22 protein-coding genes are annotated in these 24,136 nt (G+C 54.4%); 14 read left to right on the forward strand and 8 right to left on the reverse strand.

What is annotated here, in order from left to right; translation table 11 throughout:
* The first annotated feature begins 172 nt into the window (after positions 1–172).
* Complete coding sequence (gene acnA / locus AACU55_RS08970) at positions 173–2,845, forward strand: aconitate hydratase AcnA (protein WP_134706848.1); 2,673 nt, start codon at positions 173–175, stop codon at positions 2,843–2,845.
* A 73-nt stretch (positions 2,846–2,918) separates the two neighbouring features.
* Here the strand turns inward: acnA and ribA are convergent, their stop codons facing one another.
* On the reverse strand, positions 2,919–3,509 hold the full coding sequence (ribA, locus tag AACU55_RS08975; protein WP_015690066.1) for a GTP cyclohydrolase II: 591 nt from the start codon (positions 3,507–3,509) through the stop codon (positions 2,919–2,921).
* 290 nt (positions 3,510–3,799) lie between these two features.
* On the opposite strand from ribA, the gene pgpB reads away from it, so the two are divergent.
* From pgpB to lapB, 3 genes are all read left to right on the forward strand, one after another.
* A complete protein-coding gene (pgpB, locus tag AACU55_RS08980; protein WP_134706849.1) occupies positions 3,800–4,555 on the forward strand; it encodes a phosphatidylglycerophosphatase B in 756 nt (251 codons plus the stop codon).
* A gap of 267 nt (positions 4,556–4,822) precedes the next feature.
* Positions 4,823–5,134 (forward strand): LapA family protein, encoded by a 312-nt coding sequence (locus AACU55_RS08985; protein ID WP_013575907.1) that lies wholly within the window; start codon positions 4,823–4,825, stop codon positions 5,132–5,134.
* Positions 5,135–5,140: 6 nt separating this feature from the next.
* Positions 5,141–6,310, forward strand: coding sequence for a lipopolysaccharide assembly protein LapB (gene lapB, locus AACU55_RS08990; protein WP_013575906.1), 1,170 nt, complete (start codon positions 5,141–5,143; stop codon positions 6,308–6,310).
* Between the two features lie 94 nt (positions 6,311–6,404).
* Here the strand turns inward: lapB and AACU55_RS08995 are convergent, their stop codons facing one another.
* Positions 6,405–6,692 (reverse strand): Arc family DNA-binding protein, encoded by a 288-nt coding sequence (locus AACU55_RS08995; protein WP_015690064.1) that lies wholly within the window; start codon positions 6,690–6,692, stop codon positions 6,405–6,407.
* Positions 6,693–6,883: 191 nt separating this feature from the next.
* Between AACU55_RS08995 and pyrF the strand changes: the two genes are divergently transcribed.
* Positions 6,884–7,612, forward strand: a complete 729-nt coding sequence (pyrF, locus tag AACU55_RS09000; protein ID WP_112197962.1) for an orotidine-5'-phosphate decarboxylase — start codon at positions 6,884–6,886, stop codon at positions 7,610–7,612.
* Positions 7,613–7,624: 12 nt separating this feature from the next.
* Entirely contained in the window at positions 7,625–7,954 is a 330-nt protein-coding gene (yciH, locus tag AACU55_RS09005; protein ID WP_037034463.1) for a stress response translation initiation inhibitor YciH, read from the forward strand.
* A gap of 230 nt (positions 7,955–8,184) precedes the next feature.
* On the opposite strand, the gene osmB is transcribed toward yciH, so the two are convergent.
* Positions 8,185–8,403, reverse strand: a complete 219-nt coding sequence (osmB, locus tag AACU55_RS09010; RefSeq protein WP_013575902.1) for an osmotically-inducible lipoprotein OsmB — start codon at positions 8,401–8,403, stop codon at positions 8,185–8,187.
* 272 nt (positions 8,404–8,675) lie between these two features.
* On the opposite strand from osmB, the gene araD reads away from it, so the two are divergent.
* Positions 8,676–9,371, forward strand: coding sequence for an L-ribulose-5-phosphate 4-epimerase (gene araD / locus AACU55_RS09015; protein WP_015690062.1), 696 nt, complete (start codon positions 8,676–8,678; stop codon positions 9,369–9,371).
* A gap of 42 nt (positions 9,372–9,413) precedes the next feature.
* Here araD and AACU55_RS09020 read toward each other — a convergent pair whose 3' ends face one another.
* The 3 genes from AACU55_RS09020 to AACU55_RS09030 are packed head-to-tail and all read right to left on the reverse strand — an operon-like array spanning position 9,414 to position 13,555.
* Positions 9,414–10,157 carry a DeoR/GlpR family DNA-binding transcription regulator gene (locus AACU55_RS09020; protein ID WP_134706850.1) on the reverse strand — a complete coding sequence of 248 codons (744 nt, stop codon included), beginning with the start codon at positions 10,155–10,157 and terminating at the stop codon, positions 9,414–9,416.
* Between the two features lie 60 nt (positions 10,158–10,217).
* Positions 10,218–12,650, reverse strand: coding sequence for a formate C-acetyltransferase/glycerol dehydratase family glycyl radical enzyme (locus AACU55_RS09025; protein ID WP_134706851.1), 2,433 nt, complete (start codon positions 12,648–12,650; stop codon positions 10,218–10,220).
* A gap of 5 nt (positions 12,651–12,655) precedes the next feature.
* A complete protein-coding gene (locus tag AACU55_RS09030; RefSeq protein WP_037034460.1) occupies positions 12,656–13,555 on the reverse strand; it encodes a glycyl-radical enzyme activating protein in 900 nt (299 codons plus the stop codon).
* A 147-nt stretch (positions 13,556–13,702) separates the two neighbouring features.
* Between AACU55_RS09030 and fsa the strand changes: the two genes are divergently transcribed.
* A complete protein-coding gene (fsa, locus tag AACU55_RS09035; RefSeq protein ID WP_134706852.1) occupies positions 13,703–14,368 on the forward strand; it encodes a fructose-6-phosphate aldolase in 666 nt (221 codons plus the stop codon).
* A gap of 259 nt (positions 14,369–14,627) precedes the next feature.
* Positions 14,628–15,626, forward strand: coding sequence for a 2-keto-3-deoxygluconate transporter (gene kdgT / locus AACU55_RS09040; RefSeq protein ID WP_013575896.1), 999 nt, complete (start codon positions 14,628–14,630; stop codon positions 15,624–15,626).
* Between the two features lie 57 nt (positions 15,627–15,683).
* Here the strand turns inward: kdgT and lsrK are convergent, their stop codons facing one another.
* Both lsrK and lsrR read right to left on the reverse strand, forming a co-directional pair.
* Entirely contained in the window at positions 15,684–17,276 is a 1,593-nt protein-coding gene (gene lsrK, locus AACU55_RS09045; RefSeq protein WP_167686171.1) for an autoinducer-2 kinase, read from the reverse strand.
* Between the two features lie 70 nt (positions 17,277–17,346).
* On the reverse strand, positions 17,347–18,321 hold the full coding sequence (lsrR, locus tag AACU55_RS09050; RefSeq protein ID WP_013575894.1) for a transcriptional regulator LsrR: 975 nt from the start codon (positions 18,319–18,321) through the stop codon (positions 17,347–17,349).
* A 231-nt stretch (positions 18,322–18,552) separates the two neighbouring features.
* Here lsrR and lsrA point away from each other — a divergent pair, with 231 nt between their 5' ends.
* Genes lsrA through lsrF form a run of 5 tightly spaced genes read left to right on the forward strand, consistent with a single transcriptional unit; the run spans position 18,553 to position 24,135 of the window.
* Entirely contained in the window at positions 18,553–20,115 is a 1,563-nt protein-coding gene (gene lsrA, locus AACU55_RS09055; protein ID WP_134706853.1) for an autoinducer 2 ABC transporter ATP-binding protein LsrA, read from the forward strand.
* Positions 20,109–21,185 carry an autoinducer 2 ABC transporter permease LsrC gene (gene lsrC / locus AACU55_RS09060; RefSeq protein WP_013575892.1) on the forward strand — a complete coding sequence of 359 codons (1,077 nt, stop codon included), beginning with the start codon at positions 20,109–20,111 and terminating at the stop codon, positions 21,183–21,185. Before lsrA ends, lsrC begins: the two co-directional genes overlap by 7 nt.
* Entirely contained in the window at positions 21,185–22,210 is a 1,026-nt protein-coding gene (gene lsrD / locus AACU55_RS09065) for an autoinducer 2 ABC transporter permease LsrD (RefSeq protein WP_134706854.1), read from the forward strand. Before lsrC ends, lsrD begins: the two co-directional genes overlap by 1 nt.
* A gap of 13 nt (positions 22,211–22,223) precedes the next feature.
* A complete protein-coding gene (gene lsrB, locus AACU55_RS09070; RefSeq protein ID WP_134706855.1) occupies positions 22,224–23,240 on the forward strand; it encodes an autoinducer 2 ABC transporter substrate-binding protein LsrB in 1,017 nt (338 codons plus the stop codon).
* Positions 23,241–23,259: 19 nt separating this feature from the next.
* Positions 23,260–24,135, forward strand: coding sequence for a 3-hydroxy-5-phosphonooxypentane-2,4-dione thiolase (gene lsrF / locus AACU55_RS09075; protein ID WP_013575889.1), 876 nt, complete (start codon positions 23,260–23,262; stop codon positions 24,133–24,135).
* Position 24,136 lies beyond the last annotated feature (1 nt).

Raw genomic sequence — 24,136 nt, forward strand, 5'->3', positions numbered from 1 at the left:
TATCTCCCTGAGATCCCGCCGCATCCTCACCGAAGCGGCGGGATTTTTTTTGCCTGATGATCAGTTTGAGCTGTTATCAAAATGTTAACGATAATTTGTGTTATCTTTAACTATGCACTTATAAGCCAGCGGGTTATTACTCATGGCCACGCTGAGCGCTAAAGGAGAAGCTATGTCGTCTATTCGCAAGAACAGTCTGGATAAGCTGGCAGTCCGGGAGAAAGAATTTTACTACTACAGCCTGCCACTCGCTGCCAAAACATTGGGTGATGTTCAGCGCCTGCCAAAATCCCTCAAAGTTTTACTCGAAAACTTACTGCGCCACGTTGATGGTGACACTGTCACAGAAAGCGATCTACAGGAACTGGTCGAATGGCAGAAAACCGGTCATGCCGACCGCGAAATTGCTTATCGTCCGGCGCGCGTACTGATGCAGGATTTTACGGGTGTACCTGCCGTGGTGGATCTGGCCGCGATGCGCCAGGCGGTAAAACGCCTCGGCGGGAATGTCGAACAGGTAAACCCGTTGTCGCCTGTTGATCTGGTCATCGACCACTCCGTCACAGTGGATGAATTCGGTGATGATGAGGCGTTTGGTGAGAACGTTCGTCTCGAAATGGAGCGCAACAACGAGCGCTATCAGTTCCTGCGCTGGGGGCAAAAAGCCTTTAACCGTTTCCGCGTAGTGCCGCCTGGCACGGGTATTTGTCATCAGGTCAACCTTGAATATCTTGGACAAACCGTCTGGTACGAAGAGCAGGATGGCAAAACGATGGCCTATCCCGACACGCTGGTCGGAACGGATTCACATACCACGATGATTAACGGTCTGGGGATTCTGGGGTGGGGTTGCGGCGGTATCGAAGCCGAAGCCGCAATGCTCGGACAGCCGGTTTCCATGCTGATCCCGGACGTTGTGGGTTTCAAACTGACCGGTAAATTACGCGAAGGCATTACCGCGACGGACCTGGTGTTAACCGTCACCCAGATGCTGCGCAAACACGGCGTGGTGGGAAAATTTGTCGAGTTCTATGGTGATGGCCTTGCCGATTTGCCGCTGGCTGACCGCGCGACCATCGCTAATATGTCGCCGGAATTCGGCGCGACCTGCGGCTTCTTCCCGGTGGATGATGTGACACTGAGTTACATGAAGCTCAGTGGCCGCAGCGACGAACAAATCGACCTGGTAAAAGCCTATTCGCAGGCCCAGGGTTTATGGCGTAACGCCGGTGACGAGCCGGTATTCACCAGTACGCTTGCGCTGGACCTGGGAGCGGTTGAGCCGAGCCTCGCGGGGCCGAAACGTCCTCAGGATCGCGTAGCGCTGCCTGATGTGCCGAAAGCGTTCAAAGCGGCGACTGAACTGGAGTTGGGTAACAGCAAGCCGGGGCGCAGCGATAAAGAAAGTTTCACGCTGGAAGGGCAGCATTATGCGCTGACCACCGGCGCGGTAGTGATTGCGGCAATCACCTCTTGTACCAACACGTCAAACCCAAGCGTGCTGATGGCCGCTGGTCTGCTGGCGAAGAATGCCGCCGAAAAAGGTCTGGCCAGTAAGCCGTGGGTGAAAACCTCACTGGCGCCAGGTTCCAAAGTGGTGACAGATTATCTTAATGCCGCCGGTCTCATGCCGCATCTGGAGAAGCTGGGCTTTAATCTGGTGGGCTACGGTTGTACGACCTGTATCGGTAACTCCGGGCCGTTGCCGGAACCGATTGAGTCGGCGATCAAGGCCGGTGATTTAACCGTCGGGGCCGTGCTTTCCGGCAACCGTAACTTCGAAGGGCGTATTCATCCGCTGATTAAAACCAACTGGCTAGCCTCACCACCGCTGGTGGTGGCCTATGCGCTGGCGGGTAATATGAACGTCGATCTGACGACGGATCCTCTGGGTGAAGGTGCTGATGGCAAGCCGGTTTACCTGAGAGATATCTGGCCGTCGGCTAACGATATCGCCAATGCGGTTGCGCAGGTGACCACGGAGATGTTCCATAAAGAGTACGCCGAGGTGTTTAACGGCGATGCCAGCTGGCAGGCGATTCAGGTCGAAGGCACGCCGACCTATACCTGGCAGGAAGACTCCACCTATATCCGCCACCCGCCGTTCTTCAGTGATATGAAGGCGGAACCTGATGCGCTGGAAGACATCAAAGATGCGCGAATTCTGGCGATTCTGGCGGATTCAGTGACCACCGACCACATTTCACCTGCCGGGAATATCAAGGCCGAAAGTCCGGCTGGTTTGTATCTGACCCAGCACGGCGTTGAGCCGAAAGCGTTCAACTCCTACGGCTCGCGGCGCGGTAACCACGAAGTGATGATGCGCGGGACGTTCGCCAATATTCGCATCAAAAATGAAATGGTGCCGGGCGTGGAGGGCGGATATACGCGTCATATTCCGTCGCAGGACCAACTGGCGATTTACGATGCGGCGATGCGCTATCAGCATGAAAGTGTGCCGACCGCAGTGATTGCCGGTAAAGAATACGGTTCAGGTTCAAGCCGTGACTGGGCGGCGAAAGGGCCACGTCTGCTTGGGGTACGTGTGGTTATCGCAGAATCATTCGAACGTATTCACCGCTCGAATCTGATCGGGATGGGGATTTTACCGCTCGAGTTCCCGCAGGGTGTGACGCGCAAAACGCTGAAACTCACGGGCGATGAACAGATCAGCATCAGCGGGTTACAAACCCTGACGCCGGGGCAGGATGTTGCAGTGCATATCACGTTTGCTGATGGTCATACTGAAACAATTGATGCACATTGTCGTATCGATACCGGCAACGAACTGACCTATTTCCAGAACGGCGGCATTCTGCATTATGTGATCCGCAAAATGCTGTAAAACCGCTTCTCCGGCCAATAAAAAAGGGCGCCTTCTTAAGGTGCCCTTAATATTTGGATCGGACTATAAATCCTTACTTGTCGAGCAGATGGCCCATTTTGGCGGCTTTGGTCGACAGGTAGCGCTCATTTTCCGGATTGCGGCCGACGATCAGCGGGACGCGTTCGGTAATGTTAATACCGGCTTCAGTCAGAATTTCGACTTTCTTCGGATTGTTGGTCAGCAGGCGTACGGAATCGACACCCAGCAATTTGAACATGTCGGCGCACAGCGTGAAGTCGCGTTCGTCTGCGGCGAACCCAAGCTGATGGTTGGCTTCGACGGTGTCGTAACCTTTGTCCTGTAAGGCATATGCGCGGATCTTATTCAGCAAACCGATGTTACGGCCTTCCTGACGGTGATACATCAGGATGCCACGACCTTCTTCGGCGATATGATTCAGTGCGGCTTCGAGCTGGAAACCGCAGTCACAGCGCAGGCTGAATAAGGCATCACCGGTCAGACATTCGGAGTGAACGCGCGCAAGAACCGGCGTTTCACCGGTGATGTCGCCAAAAACTAACGCCAGGTGGTCGTGCCCGGTGGCCAATTCTTCAAAACCCACCATCAGGAAATCGCCCCAAGGTGTTGGCAGATTGGCTTCTGCCACCCGTTTCAGCTGCATTTTATGCTCCAAAAAAACCACAAATAGTCTTTATTTACAGTAAGTATTTTACTTGTTGATGCGCATCCTACTTTCTGATGCGGCCTCTGGATAGGGAATCGGTGCCTTTCCATCACGACAGGGCATCATTTTGCCACAGTTTGGGTCACATTTTAGCGGGAATATTTGAACGATTAGTTCATAACTTATGAATTATAACCGCTTCTTCAACAACTCACGCTAAAGGAATGTTAAGCAATCACAACGTTGATACACTCCAACTCTTTTTACGCATGACTGAAGGGACGACTATGTTTGATATCGCCAGGCGCACCGCTCTCGGGGCTGTTCTTTTATTACTGATGCCCGCAGCGGTGTGGATAAGCGGCTGGATGTGGACACCGGGTGGTAATCCCGCCGTGCTGCGTCCGCTTTATTGGGTTACGGAAACGGTGAGTGAACCATGGGGCATCATGACGACTGTGATCCTCTGTGGCTGGTTTCTGTGGTGCCTGCGATTTCGGCTTAAACCGGCCATCGGGCTGGTGGTGATCATTACCTTGTCCGTGTTGGCCGGTCAGTATGTTAAAGACTTTATCAAAGCCGAAGTCCGCGAACCCAGGCCGTATGTCGCATGGCTGGGGACGGATCATCAGATGAACGTCGATGAATTTTATGCCCGGAAAAGTAAAGCGCGTGCCCGGCAGGTGAAAGAGGTGCTGGGCGACAACGTGCAAATCCCGCACTGGCTGAATAAAAGCTGGCAGAACGACACGGGATACGCATTCCCTTCTGGCCACACGATGTTTGCCGCAACCTGGGCTTTACTCGGTGTCGGGTTATTGTGGCGGCGTAAACACTATAAAACGGTCACCGTGCTGATGGTGTGGGCGGTGGTGGTGATGGGCAGCAGACTGATGCTCGGCATGCACTGGCCACGCGACCTGATGGCATCTGTGGGCATCAGCTGGATCCTGGTAATGCTGGCCTGCTGGTTGACGGAGCGCTATGTCGGGCCGCTAACGCCACCACCGGCAGAAAACCAGGAAATCAGCGAGCGTGAATAATCCCGGTTTTTTGATTTCTTACCGTCTGAAATCTCAGGGGGTTCCTGGTGAACCCTTTAATTCATGGTTTTCATCCCCATATACATTCCATAGGCTTAATTGTCGTGGTGGTCACGACACCACACTAAAGTCGAATGAAGTTGCTACAGACGGCATTTAAACCCTCCGCAATGTTTCCCTGCTTTGTTCGGAAATGCTAACTTATTAGGTCGGGACGCGAGTTTTTGGCATAATTCATCCGGTACACCCGGCATTACAGGAATGAATGTGAAATATCTGCTGATTTTTTTATTTTTGCTGGTCATCGTTGTGATTTCTATCACTCTGGGTGCCCATAACGATCAGACTGTGACCTTCAATTATTTGCTGGCACAGGGTGACTATCGTGTTTCTACACTGCTTGCTGTGCTGTTCGCTACCGGTTTTATTCTTGGCTGGATAATCTGTGGTTTGTTCTACCTGCGTGTACGTCTGTCTCTGGGGCGCGCCCAGCGTAAAATCAAACGCCTGGAGCAGCAAATTGAACCCGCGGCTGTCGTTACGCCGCCAGCAGCATCTTACGATGTCAGCAAGGAATAACCCTCTATGTTAGAACTGCTGTTTCTGTTGTTGCCCGTTGCGGCCGCCTATGGCTGGTACATGGGGCGCAGAAGTTCTCAGCAGGACAAACAGGAAAATGCTAACCGCCTGTCGCGTGAATACGTCGCGGGGGTTAACTTCCTGCTTTCCAATCAGCAGGATAAAGCGGTCGATCTGTTCCTCGAAATGTTGAAAGAGGACAGCAGTACAGTCGAAGCGCACCTGACTCTGGGCAACCTGTTCCGCTCCCGTGGTGAAGTCGATCGTGCGATCCGTATCCACCAGTCGCTGATGGAAAGTGCTTCGCTGACTTTCGAACAGCGCCTGCTCGCCGTACAGCAACTGGGTCGTGATTACATGGCTGCCGGTTTCTATGATCGTGCGGAAGACATGTTCAACCAGCTGGTGAAAGAGCAGGATTTCCAGTTGTTTGCGCTGGAACAGTTGTTGATTATTCATCAGGCCACCAGCGACTGGCAGAACGCCATTGATGTGGCGGAACGTCTGGTCAAGCTCGGCAAAGAAAACCGCCGTAAAGAAATTGCGCATTTCTGGTGTGAACTGGCATTGCAGGCAATGGTGTCTGAAGATTTCGATAAGGCGACCGGCTTGCTGAAAAAGGCTGCGGCAGCGGACAAACTCTGTGCCCGTGTCTCCATTATGCAGGGGCGGATTTTACTGGCGCAGGGCGACTACCGCAAAGCGACAGAGGCCTTACAGCGGGTGCTGGAGCAGGATAAAGAGCTGGTCAGCGAAGCGTTGCCGATGCTGCAGGAGTGTTACCAGAATCTTGACGATACGCTGGCATGGGCCGAGTTTCTCAGGCGTTGTGTGGATGAAAATACCGGCGCTACAGCAGAACTGATGCTGGCCGAAATCATCCAGGATGAAGAAGGGCGTGAGACCGCGCAAAACTATATCAACCGTCAGTTGCAACGCCATCCGACCATGCGCGTGTTTCATCACCTGATGGATTACCATCTGGCGGATGCGGAAGAAGGGCGTGCGAAAGAGAGCCTGGTGTTGCTGCGGGATATGGTGGGTGAACAGATCCGGACGAAGCCACGCTATCGCTGTCACAAATGCGGCTTTACCGCGCATTCACTTTACTGGCATTGCCCGTCATGCCGTGGCTGGGCGACGATAAAGCCAATCCGGGGCCTGGATGGCCAATAAGTTTCCCCGTCATACTTCGGGTTGCAGATGCGTTTGTCGCCTTCCTGCAACGTGAGTTATTTAGGGGAAACCGCAGGATATTTTAAATCGACTCTTACTTCTTCTTGCTGCTCGCCTTGCGGGCATTAAGCAACGTCCGCAATTTCTTGATTTCTTTGGTGGTCAGCGCGGGTTCAGTCTCTTCTGCAAGATGCTGATTATCAATTTCGTGTTCTGTGGCTTTAGCGGCTTTTTTACCTTTGGGCGCAGCAGGGTTAAAACTCTCTTCCAGGCGTGCCGCAACTTCTGCACTTAATGAATGTTCTGCTTCCGCAGCGGCGTTTTTGATCAGTTCTTTCAATTCAACCGGAATTTTAACGGTCAGGGTTGTTATCTCACTCATTTTTCTGCCTTTCCTTAGAGTAAAAGTAACAAGCTAAGCCAGCCTTGTTGCATCGTCTAGTGCTTCACAAAAATTTAATAAAACTGTCACATTAGGTGTGGCTGTGAATTCAGTGGTTTGCCATGTAAAATATCGGCGGCAAAAATTATATTATTTCTTCCTGACGTAAAAACTGACAAGAGGCTGACGAGATGAAGTCCGAAAATAACACTAACAACAAAGACTTAAATACATCACCGATTGTTGTCGCTCTCGATTATGCCGATAAATCCTCCGCATTGGCGTTTGCTGACAAAATCGATCCGCGTGATTGCCGTCTGAAAATTGGCAAAGAGATGTTCACTCATTTTGGTCCGCAGATGGTCAAAGATCTGCAGACCCGCGGTTTCGACGTCTTTCTGGATCTGAAATTCCACGACATCCCTAACACTACTGCGCGCGCTGTGGCTGCTGCGGCAGATTTGGGTGTCTGGATGGTGAATGTGCATGCCAGCGGCGGTGCGCGCATGATGACGGCGGCCCGGGAAGCGCTGGCACCGTTTGGAAAAGATGCCCCCTTACTGATTGCCGTCACGGTGCTGACCAGCCTGGAAGACAATGACCTGGCGGATTTAGGTATTGAACTTTCTCCGGCTGATTATGCTGAACGTCTGGCGCGCCTGACACGCGACTGCGGCCTCGATGGCGTAGTGTGTTCCGCGCAGGAAGCGACCCGTTTTAAATCTGCTCTCGGGCAGGCGTTCAAACTGGTGACGCCGGGTATCCGCCCGGCTGGCAGCAAAGCCGATGATCAGCGTCGTATCATGACGCCACAGGAAGCGCTGGCGGCGGGCGTGGATTACATGGTGATTGGCCGGCCGATCACGCAATCTGCCGATCCGGCGCAGACCCTGCGTGAAATTCTGGCATCACTGCGCTAAGAAGGAAAAACCATGAACAATGACAGCAACAGCCGTTTAGTGTATTCGACCGACAGCGGCAGAATCGATGAGCCCAAAGTCGTGGCTGAGCGTCCGAAAGGTGACGGCATTGTGCGTATTCAGCGCCAGACCAGCGGGCGCAAAGGGAAGGGCGTGTGCCTGATCACCGGTGTCAGTCTTGATGATATTGAACTGGAAAAACTCGCTGCCGAACTGAAAAAGAAATGCGGTTGTGGCGGTGCGGTGAAAGACGGCGTGATTGAGATCCAGGGCGACAAACGCGATCTGCTTAAACAACTGCTGGAAGCGAAAGGCATGAAAGTGAAACTGGCGGGGGGCTGACCTGTCTGTAAACGATCACTGACCGTTAATAATAAGATGCTGCATCCGCAAAGGTGCAGCATCTTGCTTTAGCTTTTAGAGATATCACAACGCGAAAGCACGTTGTTTGTCATCCATCTGATGACAATAAAGTTGACCTGAAAAACAACCCAATCCTATTTTTAGCTTTATTCGTTGCTTAACGCTTACGTTTTTGATGCCAGTTAAATAGAACTTATCTCCCGGTTGTTTTACTTACTGACCTGATGTCCGATGATACCACCCACTGCAGCGCCACCTAATGTCCCTAAGGTACTGCCGTCAGTCAGAACTGCACCACCCAGCGCACCTGCACCCGCACCGATAGCGGTGTTACGGTCACGCTTAGACCAGTTACCACAAGCGCTGACAGACATTGCCAGAGTCAGAACCAGTGCGATACTGGCAACACGTTTATTCACGAGCATCATAATTTTTCTCCTATCCAGACGCAGTTGTGCATCCGTTAATTAAAAATAGTGAAATTGATATACATTCACTAGGTGAATAATCTTAATTCACCAAGGATGCTCTTTCTCACCACACAAAAGACTAAAAAGCTGGACAAACATTCAACGGTTTGTGGAACAAATGGGCACTTTTACGTTTGCAGCAGATCTGTACGCACTCTTTAGCGATTTCCCCCATACCTGCACACACCCGTCACCCAGACAATAAAGCCTCGTAATAAGAGGAAACCAAGATGCTAAAGCAACTGAAAGAGCAGGTATTAGAGGCCAATCTGGCACTGCCTCGCCATAATCTGGTGACCTTTACCTGGGGAAATGTCAGCGCCGTTGACCGTAAACTTGGGCTGGTCGTGATTAAACCGTCGGGAGTGGAATACGACCACATGGGCGTGGACGACATGGTGGTGGTGGAACTGGAGACCGGCAAAATCGTCGAGGGCAGCAAAAAGCCTTCTTCCGATACCGATACCCACCGGGTACTGTACCTGAATTTCCCGGAAGCAGGGGGTATTGTTCATACGCATTCGCGCCACGCAACCATCTGGGCGCAGGCCGGTTTGGATATTCCCGCCTGGGGCACCACGCACGCGGATTATTTCTACGGCAACATTCCCTGCACGCGGCTGATGACCGAAGAGGAAATCGCCGGACGTTATGAATGGGAGACCGGTGAAGTCATCGTTAAAACCTTCGCGGAAAGACATCTGTCGCCGGCAGACATTCCGGCTGTACTGGTGCATTCGCACGGGCCGTTTGCCTGGGGGAAAGATGCCGATAATGCCGTGCATAACGCCGTCGTGCTGGAAGAGGTCGCCTACATGGGCATTTTCTCCCGCCAGTTAACGCCGCAGTTGCCGGATATGCAGCCGCAATTACTGGATAAGCATTACCTGCGTAAACATGGCAAGAATGCCTACTACGGCCAATAATCCCCTGAAACCCGAATTATCGGGGGCACAGATAAGGATAGGTCAGCCGACCAGGCTGACCTTAATCCCGGCAGCGGAAAGTTGCTGCTGATATTCAGGGGATAATTTGTCGTCAGTGATGACCCGGCTGAAGGCACTGACCGGCCCCAGCGGGTTAAGATTTATTTGACCGAATTTCGATGAATCCGTTAGCACGATATTTTCCGCACCTTTAACCACGACCGCATTCACCACATCAGCACGTAACATGTCCCGGCCGGTAAAGCCGGTGATATCGGTGAAGCCGTCGATGCCCATGAACGCTTTACTGAAATTCATTTGTTGCAGACACATTCTGGTCAGCGGGCCGACCACCGTCTGACTGGTTTTCTGATACATCCCGCCGAGCAGAACCACGTCACAGGGCATACTTTTCAGCAAAGAGGCGACATAACCGCTGACGGTAATCACCGTCAGGTTCTTCTTATCGGCAAGATATTGCGCCAGCAAGGCGATACTGCTGCCACTTTCGAAAAATACCGTTTCGCCGTCCTGGATCAGGGATGCCGCAAACTTCGCCAGTTTCTGCTTCTGGGCAAAATTCGACATCATGCGGGTATCCACGTCATCGGTCTGGATAGCGACGGCAAAACCGTGCGCACGGCGCAGATAATGTCGCTGTTCCAGTAGCGTAAGATCGTGGCGGATCGTCACTTCTGACACCTGACAAATCTGTGACAACTCACTGACGCTGATGCGCTGCTTATCGTTTACCCATTGCAGAATAACTTGTTGTCTGTCGTTCATAACCGCCCAAAATACGGGCAGCCTGCGCCGCCCGTTGAAAGTTAAATTCAGATGCGAATTTTAAAGTGAATGTTCTGTACGGGCGATAATATCATCCTGAGCCTCAGGCGATAAGGCCGTAAAGAATGCGGAGTAACCGGCGACACGGACAACCAGGTCGCGATAGTTCTGCGGTTCCTCACGCGCTTTAAGTAATGTCTCGCGGGAAACAATATTGTACTGAACATGCCAGCCGCGATGTTCCTCAAAGAATGTCCGCAGCATTAGCATTAACGTCTCGCGTTCGCTTTCATTTTCCAGCGATGCCGGATTCAGTTTCTGATTGAGCAGTACGCCGCCGAGAATCGCTTCTGTCGGTAATTTGCTCAGCGAATTAAAGACCGCTGTCGGCCCGAGATGATCGGTACCGGATGCCGGGCTGGCCCCTTCCGCCAGCGGCGTAAAGGCTTTACGTCCATCCGGCGTGGCGGTAGTTGCGGCACCAAACGGCACGTTGGCCGAAATAGACGATGTACCCGCGTAATACGTGCCGCCGACCGGGCCGCGTCCAAAGCGGGTATTGTGATAATTCGACAGTTCATCGATATAGCACTGATACGCACGCACCAGCAGATTATCGACCTCGTCTTGATCATTGCCGTATTTCTCTGCGCCGTTAATCAGCCGCTGACGCAGTCGTTCGCCGTCCAGTCCCTCATAATCTGAAGCCAGTGCGTTGGCCAGCTCCTGCTGGCCAATCACGCCCTGATCGAATACCAGCTTTTTCACTGCCGCCAGGCTGTTACCCAGATTGGCGATCCCGACCTGCAATCCTGAAACCCAGTCGTATTTCGCACCGCCTTGCTTGATGGTTTTCCCGCGTTCTATACAGTCATCGACCAGCGCCGAACACAAAATATCCTGCGCATTCTCTTCCAGAACCGTATCGACCACGCATTCGATTTCGATGGATTTGCGGGTGTAATAACGGATTTGTTCATCCCACTGCGCAAAGACCTGATCGAAATTATCGAAATTCCCCTGCGACAAACCGCGTTCCTGCGGCAGGAAGCGGGTATGGCTTTTCGCGTCGTGCCCCTGTTCAAGCGCGGCGAGCATCACGCGGGCAAAGTTGATGAAACTCATGCCGGTACAACGATAGCCCCACTTGCCGCCGACAGCCGTTTCGATGCAGCCAATGGCGGCATAATCATAAGCATCCTGTTTTTCGACGCCCAGTTTGATGAATTCTGGAATAACAATTTCATCGTTATTAAAGGCGGGCATGCCAAAACCACAGCGGATCACCTGTACGCAGGCATCAAGGAAGTCGCGGCTCATTCCGGCGTGATAGCGCACGCTCAGATTCGGCTGGGTGGATCGCAATTGTCCGCAGGATTCCAGAATGGCGTATGACAGCGGATTGACCGCATCGGATGCCACGTCATTATGCAAATTCTGACCGCCGATGGTGACGTTCTGGTACAACGGGCTGCCCGCCGACGCTTTGGAATGCGTACCGGAGCGGATCTTGTTCACTTCCAGCAATTTCAGCCAGCAGCTTTGCAGCAGTTCGATGGCCTGATCACGCTCCAGCGTTTGTTCCAGCTCAACGTCACGACGATAAAACGGATACAAATACTGATCCATGCGGCCAAACGACACGGAGTGGCCGTTGGATTCAATCTGCAAAATAAGCTGAATGAAGTAACACAGTTGCAGCGCCTGCCAGAAGTTTTGCGGTGGCTGATGAGCAATGACGTCGCAGTTGGCGGCGATGGTCAGTAACTCGCTACGGCGTTGCTCGCGGGTTTCCGTGGCGGCCATTTCCCGTGCCAGTTGTGAGAAACGCACGACGTGGTCGCTGACCGCTGCCAGCGTGATATCAATGGCTTTCAGCAATTGCTCTTTATGCAAATCTTCCCAGTCAGTCAGCCGAATGCGGCTGCGACGCTCGCCCACTTTACTGCGTAATCCGTCCAGACCCAGTTCCAGCAGCAGCGGGAAATTCACCGCCAGATGGGCATCGCCGGAAGTCATATTGCCTTCGGCTTTTACGATACCGCTGTCGAGCAACGCTTTCTGCTCATCGGTAAACATACCGTAGCAGCGGTCCTGCACGGTCTGCCCGCGCCACCACGGGCAAATTTCATGCAGGATTTTTTTGTTGGCTTCGCTGACGGCAAAACCTGCGCCCGGCCGGTCAGCAAGCGCGTCAATTTCACTTTCGATCCAGCCCACGGTGTATTCCGGGAAAATCGGTGCGGCGCGCACTTCGCTGGCCTGATTACCGACGATCAGCTCGTCATGTTTGATCCAGATAGTGCGTTTGCTCAGATGTTCAGCCAGCGCCAGCGCGCGGCGTACCGCCAGCGGTTTGTCAGCATGTTGCTGATAAACCTGCGTGTAATGCTGTGCGCGCTCGGTACATACCGGTGGCTTGACGATGTGGATCAGGGTTTCTTTATGAGACCGGATACGGGCGGAAAGGGTGTTCAGATTCAGTTGGGTCATTTTTCTTATCCTCTTAACTGTGCACAAAGTCCTTTTTCTGCGGCGTATTGTTCAGCGAACGTCAGCAGGTCAGGGTCATTTAACGGCTGGCGTGGCGCCAGATAAGGTTGCCCCAGCAGGACATACTTATTGATGCCCAGCGTGTGGTACGGCAAAAAGTGAATGGCTTCGCAGCCGGTTTCATCCGCCGCAAAATCAACGATCTGGCGGATGGATGCCCGGTCAGCATTAAAATCAGGAATTAACGGCACACGGACGATGAGCTTTTGTCCGGCCGCAGCCAGACGACGGAAATTATCCTTCACTCTTTTGGCGGAACCGCCGGTCAATCGGCGGAAAGGTTCATCGGCCACATGCTTGAGATCCGCCAGCAATAAATCCAGCGCCCCCAGCGAAGGCTCAATGTATTTCCACGGCACATGCAGACAACTTTCCACGGCGGTGTGCAGCCCTTCGTGACGGCAACGTTGCAGCAGTGTCAGCGCAATTTGTGGTTGCAGGAAAGGTTCGCCGCCGGAAAGCGTCACACCGCCGCCGGTACGGGTATAAAAAGGTTTATCCCGCAGGATTTGCTGCATCAGGGCGTCAATATCCGCGTCATTTCCACACACACTCAGCGCGCCGGAAGGGCAAACCTGTTCGATCAGACAGAGATCTTCTGCCTGAAATTGTTCATGCCGAACCCCGATGCGTTCATGTTCTATGCTGACAGCATGTGGAAAAGTCTTTGCGCAGTGCTGACATCCTGCGCTGCATAAACGTGAATCGAACAGCACGTCAGGCGCTGCCGAACGACTTTCCGGATTCTGGCACCAGGTACAGCTCAGGGAACAGCCTTTCAGAAAAACCACCGTCCGGATCCCCGGGCCATCATGTGTGGAATAACGCTGCACATTGAAAATCATCTCGACGCTCCCTGGTGCTAAAAATCTTCTTTCGCAATTTAATAAATTTCATTCGAAAGTGATTTTGATGATGATCAACAAACCTTCTGCTTGCTGACGTACACTCTCTGAACTTTGCATTCACTCACAAGTTTCAGGGAGAAAGTTATGGAGCTGTATCTCGATACTGCCGATGTCACTGCGGTAAAACGTTTGTCGCGCATCCTGCCGTTGCAGGGGGTTACTACCAATCCGAGCATCGTGGCGAAAGAAGGTAAATCGCTGTGGGAAGTGCTGCCTGCCTTGCGCGATGCGCTGGGGGGTAACGGTAAATTGTTCGCACAGGTGATTGCTGCCGACGCCGAACAAATGGTTGCAGAAGCGTTGTTGTTGACGCAGCGGGTGTCCGGTTTGGTCGTGAAAGTGCCGGTAACCCCTGAAGGTCTGGCGGCCATTAAAAAGCTGAAGGGCATGAATATCCCGACGCTGGGCACGGCGGTGTATGGCGCAGGTCAGGGATTACTGGCGGCACTGGCGGGGGCGGAATACGTTGCGCCTTATGTGAACCGTCTGGATGCACAGGGCGGTGACGGCATCGCGATGGTCAAAGAGTTGCAGACCTTGCTCAGCCTGCACGCGCCGCAATCGAAGGTGCTGGCCGCCAGTTTCCGAACCCCACGTCAGGCGATGGATTGCCTGCTGGCGGGATGTCAGTCAATCACCTTACCGGTGGATGTGGCCGAACAGTTACTCAATACACCTGCCGTCGAAGCGGCGATTGAAAAGTTTGATACTGACTGGCGTCAGGCGTTCGGCACTTTATCGCTGAGCTGACGTTTTTGCGTGATACCCGGCCCGCACAGGCAACTGTTGCGGGCTTTTTTGTTTTTGTGTGTTAAGCATTTTCGTACAAATAATTCGAAAATGTGATTTCTCTCCGAAATTAAATATTGACGGAGTAAATTATTAAAACTACCGATCTAAAAAATAGAAACATCGTTTCAATTTATGAGTTGAATCACTTTTATCACCCTGAGAAATGGATAACGTAGCGGCATCAGGTAGTCCGTGACTTTTAAATCAGGTGAAAATTATGCACATTAAACGAGCGATAGAAAAAATCCCCGGCGGGATGATGTTGGTGCCTCTCTTCATTGGTGCGCTGTGCCATACCTTCGCGCCTGATTCGGGCAAATATTTTGGTTCCTTCACCAACGGGTTGATGACCGGCACCGTACCTATTCTGGCGGTGTGGTTCTTCTGCATGGGAGCCTCCATCAAACTCAGCGCGACCGGCACGGTGTTGCGTAAATCCGGCACGTTGGTGGTCACCAAAATCGCGGTGGCGTGGATTGTGGCGGCGATAGCATCACGGTTCATGCCGGAAAATGGTGTGGAATTCGGCTTCTTCGCCGGACTTTCCGTGCTGGCACTGGTGGCTGCAATGGACATGACCAACGGCGGCCTGTATGCCTCGGTAATGCAGCAATACGGCACGAAAGAAGAAGCGGGCGCATTTGTGCTGATGTCTCTGGAATCCGGCCCGCTGATGACCATGGTGATCCTCGGCACGGCAGGCATCGCGTCTTTTGAACCGCACGTCTTCGTTGGCGCTGTGTTGCCGTTCCTGGTCGGTTTCAGCCTGGGCAATCTCGACCCGGAACTGCGCGAATTCTTCAGCAAAGCGGTACAAACCCTGATCCCGTTCTTCGCCTTCGCACTCGGTAACACCATCAACCTGAACGTCATCGCACAAACCGGTCTGTTAGGCGTGTTGCTGGGGATGTCGGTTATCGTCATCACCGGTATTCCGCTGATCCTCGCCGACAAATTCATCGGAGGCGGCGATGGTACCGCCGGTCTCGCTGCCTCCAGTTCAGCGGGGGCCGCGGTGGCAACGCCGGTCCTGATTGCTGAAATGGTGCCGCAGTTCAAACCGATTGCCCCGGCTGCAACCGCGCTGGTTGCTACCTCGGTTATCGTCACCTCAATTCTGGTGCCGATCCTGACCGCAATGTGGTCGAGAAGAGTGAAGAACAAAGCAGTGAAAGGCAAAGTGGCGATGGATCCGCCGATGGCGAGTATCAAATAACGCCAGATTTGGATTACTCCTCCCCTTCGCAGGGGAGGAAGCAGTCCGGAATTATCCTCACAGTCCTGGCGCTTTCCACATCGATGTTGTCAGTTGCCGGTCCACCAGCCCCAGTTGATCCGCATACACTTCCTGCCAGTTGGCTTTCTGCACCAGATATTTTGCGTGGTTCGCCACATCCGGCTGATATTCCCGTTCCCAGCGCACCAGCGCTTCACCGGTGTCTGCAAGTGACGAATACACGCCTGCCGCGACACCCGCTGCAATCGCACAGCCCAGCGCGGTGGCTTCTTTGACCACCGGCACATTGACCGGAACACCCGTCACATCACTTAAAATCTGACACCATAATTTGCCCTTCGAACCGCCGCCGGAGAACACCAGCGACCTGGCGCGTACACCGGAAAATCGGGCGATCATATCCAGATTACACGCCGATACGATGGCGGCGTTTTCTTCTAACGCGCGGAACAGCACCGGTTTGTTGCATTTTTCCGGGTCGATGGACAGATTGATGAACGACGGGGCGGCGTGATACCAGTTCTTGAAATGCATCGCATCCGAGAATACCGGCGTGACGCCCCAGGCCCCCACAGGCACGCGGGCGGCCATGTCTTCCAGCAAGCTGTAAGCATCCACGCCAAGACGCTGCGCCATGGTTTTCTCTTCGGTACAGAATGCGTCACGGAACCAGCGCATGGTCAGTCCGGTAAAGAAACTGATGGATTCGGCCTGTGCCATACCGGGGATGACGTGCGGATTGACGCGGATATTCATTTCGGGGTCGGTGACCGCTTCCGGCAGGTTGACGATTTGCTGCCAGAATGTGCCGCCAAGGACGGCGGTCTGGCCGGGACGCACCAGACCCAGGCCGAGCGTGCCAAGTTGCGCGTCGCCGCCACCCATGCCGACCGGCGTTCCGGCTTTCAGTCCACAGGCATCGGCCGCGCTGGCCGTGACATAACCGAGGCGTGTACCCGTTTCAGCCACCGGAGAAAGCATATCGGCGCGCAGCCCTGCCATATCCAGCAACTCAGGTCGCCAGTTGCGGGTGGTTAAATCCAGCATGCCGGTGGTACCGGCGTTGGACGGATCCACCGCCAGTTCGCCGCTGAGCATGTAGGCCAGCCAGTCGCTGATCATGGTAATAGTGGCAGCCTGACGGTAAATATCGGGGCGGTGATGGGCCAGCCATAACAGGCGCGGCATGGCGCTGAGGGCCAGTGTCTGACCGGAGCATTCATAGACTTCGCGTTCAAATTCGAAATCGTGGATCTCTTTTAACTCGGAAACTTCACGGCTGGCGCGGGCATCGACGTTGGCGCAGGCCCAGACAGGTTCGCCGGATTTGTCGTACAGCACGATCCCTTCGCGCATGGAACAGGCCGCCACTGCGCGGATCGCAGAAGCGGGGAGATGTGCTTCCTGCAATGCCTGACGAATACACTGACAGGCCAGTTGCCAGTTTTTTTGCAGATCAAATTCCATTGAACCGGGCACATCCGGCACCGCCAGATGGATCCATTCGGCCTGTCCGGCGGCTATCTGCTTGCCTTCGAAATTGAAAATCACCGCGCGGATACTGCCGGTACCAGCATCCAGCGCCATCAGATAGTTGCGGTCGTGGTCAGAGTTCAGGGTAGAGGTCATCGCAATGTTCTCTCGTGCCAGTTTATCGGGCACCGTATACCTGACCGCCACGCCCCTTACACCCTGCGGGTCAGTCGAGCAGCGCCAGCATGGCTCTTGCTGTGCTCTCTTCAGTTACCAGTGCATTAATTCGTCTGCCTTTCAGCGCCGCGACGATGGCTTCAGCTTTCTCGACCCCACCTGCGACGCCTAACACGGTCGGAATGCTGGCCAGTTCGTCCGGCGCGACGGCAATCAGCTCATCGTGGATTGCCATGTTTTCTGCCAGCTCGCCGTTGCGCTGCATAAAGAAACCGAGAATGTCGCCGACCGCGCCTTTGCGGCCAAACAGCAACTGCTCACCTTCGCTGATATAACCGGAGCGCAAAATAGTCGCGTCCTGTTTCTGGTTCAGCGAGCCAATGCCGACGACCGCAATATCTGCCGCGCAGGCGGCCAGCATGACATCGTGTACATTACGTTCCTGACGGAAAATAGCCGCTACGCTGGCTGATGATGCCCGCAGCGGAGCCGGAATAATGCTCACTCCGCAGGCTGCATCAAGCTGACCAATCCCGGTCATATAGGGCCCGACGCCGCCGGAAAGCGTGACCATGCGGATTTGTTGTGAGGAGATGAATCCGCTCAGATGTTGCAACGTACTCATCGCCGTTTCGCCAAAACCCACAGCCAGCAGTTGTTCCGGCCTGAGCAATGTCATCAGCATGTGTGCTGCGCCGACCCCCAGCCGTGTGCTCAGCGAGCCGTCGGCCAGCTGTGGCAGCACGCGGATCTGCTGTAAACCAAAGCGTTCGAGCAGGGTATTTTCCAGCGTCAAACAACCCTCAAAACGCGAGTTAATTTGTACGCGGATCACTCCTGACTGCCGGCCTTTTTCCAGCAGGCGTGACACTTTCAGCCGCGTCAAACCAAGCCGTTCACCAATTTCATTCTGGGTCAGGCCGTCGTGGTAATAGAACCACGCGGTGCGCGCCAGCAGTTCCTCTTCGCCCATGCTGAATTCCGGATGGTTAGTCAAATCGGAAAGCGTTGTCTTCTCATTCATAGTGAACACTTATCAAAATGTAGATCAATTGTTCGTTAACAAAATGTTGTTAACTGTGATGTGTTTTGCAAATTTCAAATGATTACTGCCTGAATCATAACGCAGAGTATATGAGTTGAACAAACTGTGATCAGCACAAAAGTTTTCCCTGCCACCTCGGTCTAGTTTTATGAACAATGTTAAATGATAAATACATTTGTTCAATTAATGTATCAAGCCAGAGGCCGGTGTATGCAGAGCAGCAAACAGTTATCAGCAGACCTGCAAACCACGAATCTGCTGTTGCAGGTCAGCGGTGTCAGTAAAAGCTTTTCCGGCGTGGCGGTGCTGAAAGACATCGATTTCAGCCTGCAAGGCGGAGAAGTCCACGCGCTGCTTGGCGGCAATGGAGCGGGTAAATCGACACTGATGAAAATCATTGCCGGTGTCGAAATAGCCGACAGTGGCACGTTACTGCTCGGCGGCGAGCCTTTACTGGCGCTGTCACCAGCAAAAGCGCATCAGGCGGGGATTTATCTGGTACCGCAGGAGCCGATGCTGTTTCCCAGCCTGACCGTGCGCGAAAACATCCTGTTCCGCCTGCCTGCACATCAGGCCGGCGAAAAAAAATTGCAGCAAACGCTGGCTGATCTGGGGTGCAATTTACCGCTGGGTGCCCTGGCCGGAACCCTGGAAGTGGCCGATCAGCAACTGGTGGAAATCCTGCGCGGGCTGATGCGCGATGCGCGGCTGTTGATACTTGACGAACCAACCGCCTCGCTGACACCGGCGGAATCCGCCCGCCTGTTTACACAAGTCCGTCATCTCACCGGGCAGGGCGTCGGGGTGGTATTCATCTCGCACAAACTGCCGGAAATACGTGCGATTGCCGACCGGGTCAGTGTGATGCGTGATGGCAAAATTGCGCTCAGCGGCAGGCTCGCCGAACTGGATAACGATGCGCTGATCCGCGCTATCACCCCGCATTCCCAGGACACCGCGCTGCCGGCAGAGCAAAAGTTGTGGCTGGATTTACCCGGCACACGGCGTAACCCGGCAGGCGGCGAACCGGTCTTGCAGGTACAAAACCTGACCGGTGAAGGCTTTATTAATATTTCATTCAGCGCCCGCGCCGGGGAAATCGTCGGGCTGGCAGGCGTGGTGGGGGCAGGGCGCACCGAACTGGCAGAAACCCTGTATGGCCTGCGTGACGCCCGACGTGGTCAGGTGCTTTTGCAGCAACAAGACATCAGCGGCCTGACGACCTTACAGCGGCTGAAAAAAGGGCTGGTGTATTTGCCGGAAGACCGGCAGGCATCCGGCCTGTATCTCGACGCGCCGCTGAGCTGGAACACCACCTCACTCACCTTCAACCGTCAGGGCTGGTGGCTGAACATCAAACGTGAAGCGGCGGTGCTCGAACGCTATCACCGTGCGCTCGGCATTCAATACCGCGACGGGTCACAAACTGCCCGTACGCTTTCCGGCGGTAATCAGCAAAAACTGTTGATCGCCAAATGTCTTGAGGCACAGCCCGCGGTGCTGATTGTCGATGAACCTACGCGCGGCGTGGATGTGTCCGCGCGCGCTGACATTTACCAGTTGCTGCGCGAAGTGGTGCAACAGAACGTGGCGGTGATCCTGATTTCATCTGATCTGGATGAAATTGAAGGACTGGCGGATCGGGTATTCGTTATGCATCAGGGGGAAATGAGCGGCGAATTGCAGGGCAGCGACATCAACGTCAGCAACATTATGCATATCGCGTTTGGTAATCATGCCAAAACCCGCGCCACCGGAGGAACCTCATGCTAAAGCGGATACAAAACAATCGTGAACTGACCGCGCTGATGGCGATTATTGCGCTGTTTGCCTTGCTCGGTGCGATGGACCGGCAGTCGTTCAGCTTTCAGACACTGAGCATGATTTTTGGCAGCGCGCAGATCCTGATGCTGCTGGCGATGGGTGCCACCGTGGTGATGCTGACCCGCAACATCGACGTGTCGGTCGGTTCCGTTACCGGCCTGTGCGCCGTGACGCTGGGGGTTTTGCTCAACGGCGGCGTGAACCTGCCGCTGGCCTGTCTGCTGACTCTCGGCACCGGTTTACTGGCCGGAATATTTAACGGTGTGCTGGTCGCCTGGCTGCGTATTCCGGCGATTGTCGCCACGCTCGGTACGCTGGGTTTATACCGCGGGCTGATGCTGCTGATGACTGGCGGCAAATGGATTGAAGGCTTACCGGCCGGGCTGAAATCTCTGTCAGAACCGGTTTTCCTCAATGTCTCCCCGCTCGGCTGGCTGGTGATTGTCTTGCTGGCTGCGATGTTCTGGATGCTGGGTCGCACGGCGTTTGGCCGCAGTTTCTACGCTGTCGGCGACAACTTACAGGGCGCCAGACAACTTGGCGTGGCCGTCAACCGCGTACGTATTCTGGCATTTGGCATTAACGGCATGATGGCCGCCATTGCCGGAATTGTCTTCGCCTCACAAATCGGCTTCGTGCCGAATCAGACCGGCAGCGGGCTGGAGATGAAAGCCATCGCCGCCTGCGTGCTGGGCGGCATCAGCCTGCTCGGCGGTACGGGGTCAATACTTGGCGCGGTGCTCGGCGCGTATTTCCTGACCCAAATCGACAGCGTGCTGGTGCTGTTACGCCTTCCGGCGTGGTGGAACGATTTTATCGCCGGGCTGGTGCTGCTGGCGGTGCTGGTATTTGACGGCAGATTGCGGCAGGCGCTGGAGAAAAACTTGCGGCGGCAGAAGTATTCACGCTTTCTGGCGGCCACGCCGCCGCCTCAGAAGAAACCCGCTGAACGCAAATCTCAGCAACCGAAAAATACAAGCCGCCGGCTAAGTACCGGCAAAAAGAGCGGGGTAGTGTGATGAACAAACTCCAACAATATGGCTGGGAAATCGCGCTGCTGGCGTTGCTGGTCATCGAAATCTTACTGTTCGGTTTCGCCAATCCGCGCATGCTGGACGCCAGTACGCTGCTGTTCAGCACCAGTGATTTCATCACCATCGGGATTGTGGCGTTGCCACTGACACTGGTGATTGTCAGCGGCGGTATCGACATTTCCTTTGGTTCCACCATCGGACTGTGCGCCATCGCGCTCGGTGTACTGTGTCAGGCCGGTGTGCCGCTGGCACTGGCCATTATGCTTACGCTGGCACTGGGCGCGACCTGTGGTTTGCTCAATGCGGCGCTGATTCTTTATACCGGCGTGAATCCGCTGGTCATCACGCTGGGGACGCTCTACCTGTTCGGCGGCAGCGCCTTACTGCTTTCCGGGCTGGCGGGCGCGACGGGTTTTGAGGGTATCGGTAATTTCCCCGATGCGTTCACCAACTTTGCCAATCAGATTGTGCTGGGCCTGCCCATGCCGCTGGTGATCTTCCTGCTGGCGACACTGTTTTTCTGGCTGCTGATGCACCGCAGTCGCACTGGTCGCAACGTCTTCCTCATCGGTCAGAATGCCCGAGTGGCGCGTTATGGCGCATTGCCGGTCAGCCGCACGGTGTTTGCGCTCTACGGCATGACCGGGCTGGCGTCGGCCGTGGCTGCCATTCTGATGACTTCGTATTTCGGCTCGGCGCGTTCTGATCTCGGTAATGCGCTGCTGATGCCCGCTATCACCGCGGTCGTGCTGGGCGGTGCCAATATCTACGGCGGTTCAGGTTCCATTCTCGGCACAGCGCTGGCGACACTGCTGATCGGGTATCTCCAGCAGGGTTTGCAGATGGTTGGCGTCTCCAGTCAGGTTTCCAGTGCGCTGTCCGGCGCGCTGCTGATCCTGGTGGTGATTGGCCGCTCTGCCAGCCTCAACCGTGGTCTTATCCGCAGTGTTTTCCAGCGCTATCGCCGGCGCGGGTCTGCGCCTTCTCCTTCCTTGACGTCTTCTCAATAAGCCGGGGTTAATGATGAAAGCCAACACAATGAAAATCTTGTTAATTGCCAGTGCCGTGAGCCTCGCGTGTCTGAGCGCACAGGCGGCTGAACGTATCGCCTTTATCCCAAAACTGGTGGGCGTCGGTTATTTCACCAGCGGCGGCAACGGCGCAATGGCCGCCGGTAAAGCGCTGGGCGCGGACGTGACCTACGACGGTCCGACCGAGCCGAGCGTTTCCGGTCAGGTGCAGATGATCAACAACTTCGTCAATCAGGGATACAACGCGATTGTGGTGGCGGCGGTATCACCCGACGGCCTGTGTCCGGCGCTTAAACGCGCGATGCAACGCGGCGTGAAAGTGCTGACCTGGGATTCCGATACCAAACCGGAATGCCGCTCGATTTACATCAATCAGGGCACACCACAACAACTGGGTTCGATGCTGGTGGAGATGACCTCCAGCCAGGTGAAAAAAGTGAAAGCGAAAGTGGCGTTCTTCTATTCCAGCCCGACAGTGACCGACCAGAATCAGTGGGTGAAAGAGGCGAAAGCCAAAATCGCCAAAGAGCATCCGGGCTGGGAAATCGTGACCACGCAATACGGTTATAACGATGCCACTAAATCCCTGCAAACCGCCGAAGGGATCCTGAAATCTTATGGCGATCTGGATGCGATTATTGCGCCTGATGCCAACGCATTACCGGCAGCGGCTCAGGCGGCGGAAAACCTCAAACGTACCAACGTGACCATCGTCGGTTTCAGTACGCCAAACGTCATGCGCCCGTATGTCGAACGCGGCACGGTGAAACAGTTCGGTCTGTGGGACGTGGTCAGCCAGGGCAAAATTTCGGTTTATGTCGCCGATCAGTTATTGAAAAAAGGCGCGCTTAACGTGGGTGACAAACTGGATGTGCCGGACGTCGGAACGGTGGAAGTGGTGCCGAACAGCGTGCAGGGCTACCAGTATGAGGCCAAAGGTAACGGCATCGTTTTACTGCCGGAACGCGTGGTCTTCACCAAAGACAACATCGGCAAATACGACTTCTGATCAGTAAGGAGAAAAGAAAATGGCAGATCTGGACGATATCAGAGACGGCAAAAATTTCGGCATCGGCACGCCGCAGGATAATCACGCGTTCTTCCTCAAGGGCAGCGGTCAGCTTGACTGGGGAATGCAGTCGCGGCTGGCGCGGATTTTCAATCCGCAGTCGGGCCGGACGGTGATGCTGGCGTTTGACCACGGTTATTTTCAGGGGCCGACGACCGGCCTTGAACGCATCGACATCAACATTGCGCCTTTGTTTTCGCATACCGACGTGCTGATGTGTACCCGTGGCGTGCTGCGCAGCGTGGTGCCTGCGGCGGTGAACAAACCGGTGGTGATGCGGGCTTCCGGTGGTAACTCGATCCTGACTGAACTCTCTAACGAAACGGTGGCGGTGGCGATTGAAGATGCGCTGCGCCTGAATGTCGCCGCGATGGCAGCGCAGGTGTATATCGGCAGTGAATACGAACATCAGTCGATCAAAAACATTATTCAACTGGTCGATCAGGGGATGCGTTACGGCATGCCGACCATGGCGGTGACAGGCGTCGGCAAAGACATGGCGCGGGATCAGCGTTACTTCTCGCTGGCAACCCGCATTGCCGCTGAAATGGGCGCGAACATTATCAAAACCTACTATGTCGATGAAGGTTTCGAACGCGTCGCGGCGGGATGTCCGGTGCCGATAGTGATTGCCGGCGGCAAAAAATTGCCGGAACGCGAGGCGCTGGAAATGTGCTTCAAAGCCATCGATCAGGGCGCATCCGGTGTGGACATGGGGCGCAACATCTTCCAGTCCGAATCGCCGGTTGCCATGCTGAAAGCGGTGAAAGCGGTGGTGCATGAAAACGCCAGCGTGGCGCATGCTTATGAACTGTTCCTGAGTGAAAAGGGGTGAA

The organism is Rahnella sp. CJA17(1/100) (assembly GCF_963881615.1).
GTDB classification, from domain to species: Bacteria; Pseudomonadota; Gammaproteobacteria; order Enterobacterales; family Enterobacteriaceae; genus Rahnella; species Rahnella aceris.